Origin of the sequence: Bacillus sp. RIT 809, assembly GCF_016892495.1 — a bacterium.
Classification (GTDB): Bacteria; Bacillota; Bacilli; order Bacillales; family Bacillaceae_G; genus Bacillus_A; species Bacillus_A cereus_U.
The window spans coordinates 81,982-93,913 of record NZ_JAFEMR010000003.1 but is presented as its reverse complement, the minus strand read 5'-3'; the positions used below and the strand labels follow the sequence as shown (position 1 = coordinate 93,913).

Sequence of the window (11,932 nt, the reverse complement as noted above, 5' to 3'; positions counted from 1 at the left end):
ATATTGAAGAGGAATATTCCTACATACGTAAAGGAGGGCTATTAATGAAACTAATGGAACAGCAACTGCATGAATTAGGTGGCTTGCGAGTACATATTATTCCGACTGATAAATTTAAAACAAATACCTTTGTATTTCGTTTTAAAGCACCTTTAAATGAGGAGACGGTGACAGAGCGTGCTCTATTGCCGTACGTATTGCAAAGTGCGACAGAAAAACTGCCTTCTGTAATTCGTCTTCGTCAATATTTAGAAGAATTATATGGATCTTCTTTAGCGGTAGATGTAAGTAAAAAAGGGGAAGACCATATCATCTCTATTTATGTAGACATTGCAAATGAAACATATTTACGCGATGCACCACCGTTATTTGAAAAGGCGCTTTCTATGTTATCTGATATTGTTTTACATCCAGCAACAGAAGGGGACGGTTTTCTATCTTCTATTGTAGAAAGTGAGAAGCGAGCACTCTTGCAACGAATTGAAGCTACTTATGATGATAAAATGCGTTATGCAAACGAGCGTTTAATTGAAGAAATGTGCAAAGTAGAACCATATCGCTTAAGTGCAAATGGGAAAAAAGAGAGTGTTGCTTCTATTACAAATGAAAGTTTGTATCAATATTATCAAAAAGTGTTAGCTGAAGATGAAATGGATTTATATATCATTGGTGACATTTCAGAAGATGCTGTGGAGCTTGTAAATAAGTATTTTTCGATTTCACCTCGCGCTAGGAAAGAAAGAAATGTACTTCTTCATAAACGAAATAATGAAGAAAAAGAAATTGTTGAAAAACAAGAACTAAAGCAAAGTAAATTAAATATCGGCTATCGCACATTCATTACGTATAAAGATGAAGATTATTTTGCATTACAATTGTTTAACGGATTATTTGGAGGGTTTTCTCATTCGAAGTTATTCGTAAATGTCCGTGAAAAAAATAGTTTAGCGTACTATGCAGCATCGAGATTTGAAAGTCATAAAGGTTTGCTCTTCGTTATGTCTGGGATTGAAGCGAAGAACTTTGAAAAAGCTGTTGAAATTATTAAAGAACAGATGAAAGCAATGCAAAGCGGTGATTTTTCAGAGGAAGAGATTCAGCAAACGAAAAGTGTAATTCAAAATCAAATCTTAGAGGCAATTGATACACCACGTGGTTTTGTTGAAATGCTTTATCACGGGGTAATCTCAGAGCGTACGCGTCCAGTTGAAGAATGGCTAACGGGCATAGAAAGCGTGACGAAAGAAGAGATTGTGAAAGTTGCTAATAATATTGAACTAGATACAATTTACTTTTTACATGGAACGGAGGGAGAATAAATGGAGAAAATTGTGTATGAGCAATTAAAAGAGACGCTATATTATGAAAAACTTCCGAATGGATTAGACGTATATATCTTACCGAAACAAGGCTTCAACAAAACATTTGCAACATTTACGACGAAGTACGGCTCTGTTGATAATACATTTGTTCCGCTTGGAAAAGAAGACATGACTCGTGTACCAGATGGAATTGCTCATTTCCTTGAGCATAAATTGTTTGAAAAAGAGGACCATGACGCGTTTCAATTGTTTAGTAAACAAGGTGCTTCAGCGAACGCTTTTACATCTTTTACAAGAACCGCTTATCTCTTTTCCTGTACATCAAATGTAGAGAGAAATTTAAATACGTTGTTAGACTTTGTACAAGAACCGTATTTCTCTGAAAAAACGGTTGAAAAAGAAAAAGGTATTATCGGTCAAGAAATTCAAATGTACCAAGATAACCCAGACTGGCGTTTGTACTTTGGGTTAATCGATAGTTTGTTTGTGAAACATCCAATTAAAATTGATATTGCAGGGACGATTGAGTCTATTAGTAAAATTACAAAAGACCTACTGTATGAATGTTATGAGACTTTTTACCATCCGAGCAACATGTTATTATTTGTTGTTGGAGCGATTGATTCTGAAAAAACAATGGATTTAGTTCGTGAAAATCAAGCGAAAAAAGATTACGAAAATCAACCGGAAATCGTTCGTTCTTTTGAAGAGGAACCAGAAGAAGTAAATGAAAAGAAAAAGATTATTTCAATGCCTGTCCAAACTCCAAAATGTTTAGTTGGTATTAAGGCAACGAATTTAAAAGAAAAAGGGCAAGCCCTTTTAAAACAAGAAATTGCGCTTACATTACTTTTAGATTATTTATTTGGAAAAGGGTCAGTTCATTACGAATCTTTATATAATGAAGGTCTTATTGATGATTCGTTCTCGTATGACTATACAGAAGAAAATAACTTCGGTTTTGCAATGGTTGGTGGAGATACGAAGCACCCTGATGAATTGGCAGAGCGATTAAAAGGTATTTTACTACAAACGAATTATGATCAGTTAGATGAGACTGCGCTGGAACGGGTGAAGAAAAAGAAAATTGGCGGATTTTTACGATCGTTGAATTCACCTGAATATATTGCAAATCAGTTTACACGATATGCGTTTAATGAATCTAGTTTATTTGATGCTCTTACAGTGTTAGAAGGATTAACTGTTCAAGACCTACAACAAGCAGCAAAAACATTATTAATTGAAGAGAAAATGAGTGTCTGCCAAGTGTTACCAAAAAAGTAAAGTAATATGTGAATGAAAAACGTAGTATCTATATCCCTCATCTAACGTTTGGTTATTGCCAAATGGTAAGATGAGGGTATTATTTATTTATACATAAAAAGATAAGAGAGGGAATTTATGAAAAAGTATGCATTAGTAACTGGAGGAAGCGGAGGGATTGGCTCTACTATTTCGAAGCAGTTAATCGAGGATGGTTATACAGTCTATATTCATTACAATAAAAGCGAAGAGAAGGTAAGGGAGTTACAAAAGGAATTTGATGCAGTGATTCCTGTGCAAGCAAATTTAGCTTCTATCGATGGAGCGGAGGAATTGTGGGGACAAATTGAACATCCTATTGATGTTATTGTATACGCAGCTGGAAAGAGTATCTTTGGATTAGTAACAGATGTTACGAATGAAGAATTAGATTATATGGTGGAGCTTCAAGTGAAGAGTGTATATAGGCTTTTATCGATGGCGCTTCCGCCGATGATCGGGCGGAGAAGTGGTAATGTTGTCATTATTTCATCCATATGGGGGCAAATAGGAGCATCTTGTGAGGTGCTGTACTCAATGGTAAAAGGTGCACAAAATTCTTATGTGAAGGCTTTAGCGAAAGAAGTTTCTTTAAGTGGATTGCGCGTTAATGCGGTAGCGCCAGGTGCAATCGAAACAGAAATGTTACATGCATTTTCAGAAGATGATAAAAATGAAATTGCTGAAGATATTCCATTAGGTAGAATAGGACTACCCGAAGAGGTAGCAAAAACAGTCTCCTTCCTCGTTTCGCCAGGAGCTTCTTATATTACGGGGCAAATTATCGGAGTGAATGGCGGTTGGCATTGCTAAAAATTTCTTACATAAAAAATAAAAAAATGCACAAATTAAGCATGATTCTATTACTCAATAGTGAGGTGCTTAAATATGTCAGTGTTAGATAATTTTGATCAGTGGAAGAGCTTTTTAGGAGAACGTTTAGAACAAGCGGGGGGAAAAGGGCTTGATGGTGGTGCCGTATCAGATATGGCATTTCGTGTTGGTGATTATTTAGCAAATGAAGTAGAAGCGCGCAACGATCAAGAAAAATTATTGTCTGAGCTTTGGAAAGTTGCTGATGAACAAGAGCAACATACAATCGCAAATTTAATGGTGAAGTTTGTACAACATAAGTAAAAGTAGAGAGGAGAAGCTCCTCTCTACTTTTTTTGTATAGTAATTAGGAGGAATAGATTATACATTTAGCTTCCCTATTAAGGTGAAATCATATAATATAGTACGTAGGTGTAAAGTAAGCGTAGGGGAGTGATCTTGGATGATTGAATGGTATTTTGAATATGAAATACATAAAAACCGACCTGGCTTACTTGGTGACGTTTCTTCGTTAATCGGTATGCTTGGCATCAATATTGTCACAATTAATGGTGTAGATAATGCACGACGTGGACTTTTGCTTATGTGTGATAATCAAGAACAAATCTCTAGACTTGAATCAATTTTAAATACGATGGATAATATAACGGTAACGAAATATCGTCCGCCAAAGCTTAGAGATAAGCTAGCAGTTAGACATGGTAGGTACATACAACGAGATGCAGATGATAAGAAAACATTTCGATTTGTGCGTGATGAATTAGGATTGCTTGTAGACTTTATGGCGGAGATAATGAAAAAAGAAGGTCATAAATTAATTGGGATACGAGGAATGCCTCGTGTCGGAAAAACAGAATCTATTGTTGCCGCAAGTGTTTGTGCAAATAAGAGATGGTTATTCGTATCATCTACTCTCATTAAGCAAACTGTTCGTAGCCAATTGATTGAAGATGAGTATAGCGACGATAATATTTTCATACTAGATGGAATTGTGTCGACAAAGCGTGCCAATGAAAGACACTGGCAGCTCGTTCGTGAAATCATGAGATTGCCTGCAACGAAAGTTGTGGAACATCCGGATGTGTTTGTGAGTCAGTCAGAATACACATTGGATGATTTTGATTATATTATCGAATTGCGTAACGATTATGATGAAGAAATTCAATATAATTTAGTAGATGAAATTGAGCAAGGTACGAAAAACAATTTCTCTATGTTTGACTTTTAAAGAAATATTGAGGTGTTAGTAGTGACGGAATTAGGACAAAAGCTGACAGAAGCAAGAGAAGCGAAAGGCTTATCTATTGATCAGCTGCATGAGATTACAAAAATTCAAAAACGCCATTTAGTAGCGATTGAAGAAGGCAATTATGATGTGTTGCCAGGAGCTTTTTATGCGCGTGCATTCATTAAACAATATGCAGATGCTGTTGGATTAAATGGAGAGGAACTGCTTGTAGAATATCAGAGTACGATACCACAATCTGAAAATCGTGAAGTTCCACAAGTATCAACTGGACAAAAAACACAAGAAACAATGCAAAAATCTTCATCATGGCCAATTGCAGATCATATGCCAAAAATTTTGATTGTGTTGTTAGTAATCGCATTTGGAGTGGTAGTCTGGTTTGTTATTCAAGCGTTAACTGGAAAAGATGATAGGCAAGTTCCGAATGCTCAAAGTGAGAAAATTGAAGTTCAAAAAGCAAAAGATTCTCCGCTAGATACGAAGAAAGATGAAGTGAAAGCGGAAGAACCAAAAAAAGAAGAACCAAAAAAAGAAGAGCCAAAGAAAGAAGAACAACCAGTGCAACCAACTGGACAACAAGAAGTGAAGGTAGTTGGAACGAGTGGTAAGGTATCTACTTTGGAAATTCATAATAATAAAACATTAGAACTGGAAATTTCAGCGAAGGGTGCAAGCTATGTAGATGTTAAAGATGATGCGGGTAACGAAATTCTAAACACTACAGTACAAAGTGGTCAAACAGAAAAACGTGATTTATCAACAGTAAAAGAAGTGCGGCTTAATATTGGAAGTGCACCGAATGTTGAAATTAAACTGAATGGCCAAGTGGTTACTTTCCCATTAGATCCAGAAAAAGAATATCACCAAAGATTGGTGATAAAAAACCAAGGGATAGGGCAACCTGCGCAATAACAGTCATCGCTTCGATGACTTTTTTCAATGAACAAATGTTTTTGACATGATGGAGGAATAGCTGTGAATTTACCAAATAAAATTACAATATCTAGAATCTGCTTAATTCCAATTTTTATGGTAATTATGCTAGCGCCCTTTAACTGGGGCTCATATACAATTGGTGATGTCAATTTACCAATTCAACATTTAGTAGGAGCACTAATCTTTATAATTGCTTCAGCTACAGATTGGATTGATGGATATTATGCAAGAAAATATAATCTTGTAACGAATTTAGGGAAATTTCTTGACCCGTTAGCAGATAAATTACTTGTTTCTGCAGCACTTATCACATTGGTAGAGATGCAATATGTACCTGCTTGGATCGTTATTGTAATTATAAGCCGTGAGTTTGCAGTAACAGGTTTACGCCTTGTGCTTGCTGGGACAGGGGAAGTAGTTGCAGCAAATCAGCTAGGGAAAATTAAGACATGGACACAAATTATTGCGATTGCAGCATACTTATTACATGATGTACCGTTAAGTTTACTTCATATTCCAGTTGCAGATATTTTCATATGGATTGCATTATTCTTTACCGTTATTTCAGGATGGGATTATTTCTGGAAAAATAAAGATGCTTTTGTAAACTCAAAATAGAAGTTTATGGGGGAATTGGGATGAATGCTGAAATTATTGCGGTTGGAACGGAATTATTACTTGGACAAATTGCAAATACAAATGCCCAGTTTTTATCTGAAAAGTTAGCTTCAATCGGAATTAACGTGTACTACCATACTGTTGTTGGGGATAATAACAAGCGATTACAGAAGGCAATTGAATTGGCTGAAGAACGAGCTGATATGCTCATTTTTACAGGTGGATTAGGACCGACAAAAGATGATTTAACGAAAGAAACAATAGCATCTAATTTAGATGAAGAGCTTGTGTATGATGAAAAGGCATTAACATCGATAAGCGATTATTTTAAGCGTACAGGCCGTGAATTTACGGAGAATAATAAAAAGCAGGCGCTCGTTTTAAATGGATCGACTGTATTTGCGAATGATCACGGTATGGCGCCTGGTATGGGGTTAAATAAGAACGGAAAAGTTTATATTTTATTACCAGGACCACCAAAAGAAATGAAGCCGATGTATATAAGTTACGTAGAGCCTTTTTTATGTAAGTTTACAACGGGGGAAAATATTTATTCTCGTGTTCTTCGTTTTTTTGGTATTGGGGAATCTCAATTAGAAGTGAAAGTTCAAGATTTAATTGATGGTCAAACGAACCCAACCATTGCACCACTCGCAAATGATGGAGAAGTGACATTACGTTTAACTGCCAAACATCAAAATGCTGATGAGGCGGAGAAACTGATTCAGCATGTGGAAGATTTGATTTTAGAAAGAGTAGGAGAATTTTTCTACGGATATGACCAAGATTTCCTTCATTACAAGGCAATAAGGCTATTGAAGGAAAAAGGGTTAACTTTAGCATGTGCAGAAAGTTTAACAGGTGGTCTTTTTGGAAATCAAGTAACAGAAAATGCTGGCGTCTCGTCTGTATTTAAAGGCGGTGTCATTTGTTATCAAAATGATGTGAAGCAACAAATTTTACATGTGCCTGAAGAAGTGTTACGCACTGACGGCGCGGTTAGTAAACAGTGTGCTCGTTATCTTGCTGAAAATGTAAAGAAACTGTTAAAAGCAGATATCGGGATTAGTTTCACTGGGGTGGCAGGACCGGATGCTTCAGAGTATAAAGAACCAGGAACCGTATTTATTGGATTGGCGATTAAAGATGAACCAGCTGTAGTCTTCTCGCTTAATTTAAGTGGAAGTCGTCAACAAATTAGAGAACGCTCTACAAAATATGGATTTTATCATTTATTTAAAAAGCTAGAAGAGATATAAATTTCTTCTAGTTTTTTTTGTTGGAAAACCTAGTTTTATTCGATCTAAAATAAAAAAATAGAATAAATGTTCGATTTTTGTTGGCAAATTGAATTGAAAATAGGTATAATAAGATTAGCAATTTAGTTAAGGAGGAATTTTGAATGAGCGATCGTCAAGCGGCATTAGATATGGCGTTAAAACAAATAGAGAAGCAATTCGGTAAAGGTTCAATTATGAAATTAGGAGAACAAGCGGAGCGTAGAATTTCTACAATTTCAAGTGGTTCTTTAGCACTTGATGTGGCACTAGGGGTAGGCGGATACCCACGTGGTCGTGTTATTGAAATTTATGGACCTGAAAGTTCAGGTAAAACAACAGTTTCATTACACGCAATCGCGGAAGTACAGCGTCAAGGTGGACAAGCAGCGTTCATTGATGCGGAGCATGCAATGGATCCTGTATATGCACAAAAATTAGGTGTTAACATAGATGAATTACTATTATCACAGCCTGATACAGGGGAGCAAGGACTAGAAATCGCAGAAGCACTTGTACGAAGTGGCGCGGTTGATATTATCGTAATTGACTCTGTAGCAGCTCTTGTACCGAAAGCTGAGATCGAAGGGGACATGGGTGACTCTCACGTTGGTTTACAAGCACGTTTAATGTCACAAGCACTTCGTAAACTTTCAGGTGCAATCAACAAATCAAAAACAATCGCAATCTTTATCAACCAAATTCGTGAAAAAGTTGGGGTTATGTTCGGAAATCAACCACAAGTTGCTTAATCAAAGTAATGTACTTGAATCTTTATTTGTCTTCTTCGACTAAGTCTTTATAAGGAATTTCTTATAAGGAGAGATTAAAGTGGCAGTGACAATTGGAAATAGAACTTATCGAAACATAGAACAATGGCAAGTGGATTTTATTGTGATACATGCGGATAGAAAATTGAGAGATATAGGTCAAGAAATTAATCTTGATGAAAGGCGAGTAGGTGAAATTTTAAAGTTACTTGGAATTAAAAGAACCAGACACAGGAAAATTTACTTGCCTAAAACCGCAGAAGTTGAACAAGAGTTGAGAAATCCATATTTATCACATGTTGAAATTGCTGTTAAGTATGGCGTATCCGATACGTGTGTTGCTAAAAGAAGAAAAGAACTTAATATGAGGGTCAGGAAGAAAAACTATGATACTTTACTTGAACAACAAGTTGAACAGATGTTGTTAAGTTTAGATCTGGCATTCATTAAGCAAAAAAGAATCGATAAGTGGTCTATTGATTTCTACTTAGGTAGAAAATATTGTTTAGATGTCCATGGGAAATGGGCACACTCACTCAAAAAAATAAAAGAACGAGATAAAAGAAAACTTTTATTTATGCAAGAGAGCTGCTATAAATATCTCGTTATACATGAAGAAGAGTTAGCAAATAAAGAAAAAGTCTTGCAAAAGATTAAGGAGTTTACTCTGGGTTTCCCTTGCTAGTGATAGCATGTTAAAAAACCTTGTGAACCTTATTGCCTAAGGGTGTAACTATTCATATAGTTGCTAACGGTGAAGCCCACCATTTTATTAGGGTAATACCGTGCCAAGCTCCATAGTTATATGGGGAAGGTGTAGAGACTACCGAAAAGGACTTTTAGTTAACTGAGTAGGGTACGGCAGATGATAGGCTACTGCTGGAAGTGCAAGGCTCTCTGCAAAGAGATGAAGAGATAGTCCGGACTATAGAAATGGAAAATCTATAGATAGTGCCAGAAACAACTCCAGGTGGTCGTGCGTTGAAATTCTATTCAACTGTCCGTCTTGAAGTACGTCGTGCTGAGCAATTAAAGCAAGGTAATGACATCGTGGGTAATAAAACGAAAGTAAAAGTAGTTAAAAATAAAGTAGCACCGCCATTCCGCGTTGCTGAAGTTGATATTATGTACGGAGAAGGTATTTCAAGAGAAGGTGAAATCTTAGATATGGCTTCTGAACTTGATATCGTTCAAAAAAGCGGTGCTTGGTACTCTTATAATGAAGAACGCTTAGGGCAAGGTCGTGAAAATTCGAAGCAATTCTTAAAAGAGAATACGGATTTAAGAGAGGAAATTGCCTTCTTTGTTCGTGAACATCACGGAATTGGTGAAAACTCTGGTGTTGAAGACACGGAAGATTCAACTCGTCAAGATTAAAAAATAAAAGACACGGTCCCGTGTCTTTTATTTTTTAATTCACTATGAAAGCGTTGTATATAGCTGGAGATAAAATATTTATTCTGTCCAAAAGGCTATGTGTAAAGGGGAATATTCATATATTTTAAGTGAATGAATTGGGATTTTCTAAGGTTTTCCAGGATAATATGCCGTCTGTTTTTTTAATCCATATAAGATTCAGGGCTGAAGGTAAAGAAAGTAAAAGTAGACAACGCTTGACAATGAAAATTGCGATAGATACAATGAGAATGTATATTTTTTCTTATATACGATACACTCTTCTCAAGAAGAGAAGTAATATTCGGAGTAAGACTTAAATCTTGCCGAAATAATAATATGACATTTTAATTGTGAAATGAAGAAAGTCCCTTAAAAAAGCGGGACGACGGTCTTTGCTGTACGTTGTAATTCAATGTACATGCCGACAGTCTTTTTTCATTCATAGCAAGGGGAGGTGAAATCATGAGTAGTACAGTTTGGATACTCATCTCCATTTTGCTTGCAACAGTCGGTGCAGTTGTTGGCTTTTTTGTTCGAAAGTCTATTGCTGAAGCGAAGATTAATGGTGCAGCTAATGAAGCAAAACGTATTCTAGACGAAGCGAATCGTGATGCTGAAGCACTTAAGAAAGAAGCGCTTTTAGAAGCAAAGGATGAAATTCATACACTTCGTACAGAAGCTGAATTAGAAATTCGTGACCGTAGAAGCGAATTACAAAAACAAGAAAATCGTTTAATGCAAAAAGAAGAGAACCTTGATCGTAAAGACGAAACGCTCGATAAGCGCGAGCGACAGTTAGAAAAGAAAGAGGAATCTCTTGTAGCGAAACAACAACAGATTGAAGAGTTGGAAAGCAAAGTGGGAGAGTTAGTTCAAAAGCAACAAACAGAATTAGAGCGCATTTCCAATCTGACCCGCGAACAAGCGAAAGCAATTATTCTTGGTAAAGTGGAAAGTGAAGTTTCTCATGAAATTGCCGTTATGGTAAAAGAAAGTGAAGTTCGCGCGAAAGAAGAAGCGGATAAGAAGGCAAAAGAGATTTTATCTCTTGCAATGCAAAGATGTGCAGCTGATCATGTTGCTGAAACAACCGTTTCGGTTGTAAATCTTCCAAATGACGAAATGAAGGGACGTATTATCGGACGTGAAGGTCGTAATATTCGTACGTTAGAAACGTTAACAGGTATTGACCTTATTATCGATGATACACCAGAAGCGGTAATTCTATCTGGATTTGACCCGATTCGTCGTGAAACAGCTCGTATCGCTCTTGATAAACTAGTACAGGACGGACGTATTCACCCAGCGCGTATTGAAGAGATGGTCGAAAAATCAAGACGTGAAGTGGACGAGTATATTCGTGAAGTCGGAGAGCAAACAACGTTTGAAGTGGGTGTTCATGGCTTACATCCAGATTTAATTAAAATTTTAGGTCGTTTAAAATACCGTACAAGTTATGGACAAAACGTCTTAAAACACTCTATGGAAGTTGCATACTTAACTGGACTTATGGCAGCGGAGCTTGGTGAGGATGAAAAACTAGCAAGACGTGCTGGTCTATTACATGATATTGGAAAAGCAATCGATCATGAAGTAGAAGGTAGTCACGTTGAAATTGGTGTTGAACTCGCAACGAAATATAAAGAGCATCCTGTTGTAATAAACAGTATCGCATCTCACCATGGTGACACAGAACCAACTTCTATCATTGCAGTTCTAGTTGCTGCAGCAGATGCATTATCAGCTGCAAGACCGGGGGCTCGTAGTGAAACGCTTGAGAACTACATTCGTCGTCTTGAAAAGTTAGAAGAAATTTCAGAGTCTTATGAAGGCGTAGAAAAATCTTTCGCAATTCAAGCAGGACGTGAAGTTCGTATTCTGGTAAAACCAGATACAATTGATGATTTAGAAGCTCATCGTTTAGCTCGTGATATTCGAAAACGTATTGAAAATGAACTGGATTATCCAGGACATATTAAAGTAACTGTTATTCGTGAAACACGTGCAGTGGAATACGCAAAATAAAGTGGTGAAACACCACTTTATTTTTTTGTGTTGGAATTGGGTAAAATAAAAAAACTATTTATCCCGCGTTAACGGGTAGTAAAACTCCCACCTCAAAATTCGGCTTGAGCAAAGAAATTAGGTGGGGGATAAACTGCCCGTTAACGCCCCACTGATTATAGTTTCACTTTATGAGCAGTATGTAAGTGAAAGAAACTTATA

General features: G+C 36.6%; 11 protein-coding genes and 1 pseudogene. All 12 read left to right on the top strand.

Features of this window, described 5'->3' with window-relative positions; all coding sequences use genetic code 11:
- The first annotated feature begins 44 nt into the window (after nucleotides 1–44).
- The 12 genes and pseudogenes from yfmF (at nucleotide 45) to rny (ending at nucleotide 11,731) form a co-directional block, all read left to right on the top strand.
- Nucleotides 45–1,319 (top strand): EF-P 5-aminopentanol modification-associated protein YfmF, encoded by a 1,275-nt coding sequence (gene yfmF / locus JTF23_RS04785; protein ID WP_204208231.1) that lies wholly within the window; start codon nucleotides 45–47, stop codon nucleotides 1,317–1,319.
- Nucleotides 1,320–2,606 (top strand): EF-P 5-aminopentanol modification-associated protein YfmH, encoded by a 1,287-nt coding sequence (gene yfmH, locus JTF23_RS04780; RefSeq protein WP_204208230.1) that lies wholly within the window; start codon nucleotides 1,320–1,322, stop codon nucleotides 2,604–2,606.
- Between the two features lie 117 nt (nucleotides 2,607–2,723).
- Nucleotides 2,724–3,437, top strand: coding sequence for an elongation factor P 5-aminopentanone reductase (gene ymfI, locus JTF23_RS04775; RefSeq protein WP_002160757.1), 714 nt, complete (start codon nucleotides 2,724–2,726; stop codon nucleotides 3,435–3,437).
- 75 nt (nucleotides 3,438–3,512) lie between these two features.
- Complete coding sequence (locus tag JTF23_RS04770) at nucleotides 3,513–3,761, top strand: DUF3243 domain-containing protein (protein WP_000114449.1); 249 nt, start codon at nucleotides 3,513–3,515, stop codon at nucleotides 3,759–3,761.
- A gap of 139 nt (nucleotides 3,762–3,900) precedes the next feature.
- The gene (locus JTF23_RS04765; protein ID WP_002066761.1) at nucleotides 3,901–4,686 is read left to right on the top strand and encodes a DUF3388 domain-containing protein; all 786 of its coding nucleotides are present in this window, start codon (nucleotides 3,901–3,903) and stop codon (nucleotides 4,684–4,686) included.
- A gap of 21 nt (nucleotides 4,687–4,707) precedes the next feature.
- Nucleotides 4,708–5,619: a helix-turn-helix domain-containing protein gene (locus tag JTF23_RS04760; protein ID WP_016105954.1), complete on the top strand. Its 912-nt coding sequence runs from the start codon at nucleotides 4,708–4,710 to the stop codon at nucleotides 5,617–5,619.
- A 63-nt stretch (nucleotides 5,620–5,682) separates the two neighbouring features.
- Complete coding sequence (pgsA, locus tag JTF23_RS04755; RefSeq protein ID WP_016105953.1) at nucleotides 5,683–6,261, top strand: CDP-diacylglycerol--glycerol-3-phosphate 3-phosphatidyltransferase; 579 nt, start codon at nucleotides 5,683–5,685, stop codon at nucleotides 6,259–6,261.
- A gap of 20 nt (nucleotides 6,262–6,281) precedes the next feature.
- A complete protein-coding gene (locus JTF23_RS04750; RefSeq protein WP_016105952.1) occupies nucleotides 6,282–7,520 on the top strand; it encodes a competence/damage-inducible protein A in 1,239 nt (412 codons plus the stop codon).
- 143 nt (nucleotides 7,521–7,663) lie between these two features.
- Nucleotides 7,664–8,272, top strand: a pseudogene (gene recA, locus JTF23_RS04745) (recombinase RecA); the annotation flags it as partial.
- Between the two features lie 97 nt (nucleotides 8,273–8,369).
- On the top strand, nucleotides 8,370–8,993 hold the full coding sequence (locus JTF23_RS04740; protein WP_070139860.1) for a PDDEXK family nuclease: 624 nt from the start codon (nucleotides 8,370–8,372) through the stop codon (nucleotides 8,991–8,993).
- A gap of 266 nt (nucleotides 8,994–9,259) precedes the next feature.
- Nucleotides 9,260–9,685, top strand: coding sequence for a recombinase RecA family protein (locus JTF23_RS04735; RefSeq protein ID WP_002111333.1), 426 nt, complete (start codon nucleotides 9,260–9,262; stop codon nucleotides 9,683–9,685).
- Nucleotides 9,686–10,168: 483 nt separating this feature from the next.
- Nucleotides 10,169–11,731, top strand: coding sequence for a ribonuclease Y (gene rny / locus JTF23_RS04730; protein ID WP_002160762.1), 1,563 nt, complete (start codon nucleotides 10,169–10,171; stop codon nucleotides 11,729–11,731).
- The last annotated feature ends 201 nt before the right edge of the window (nucleotides 11,732–11,932 follow it).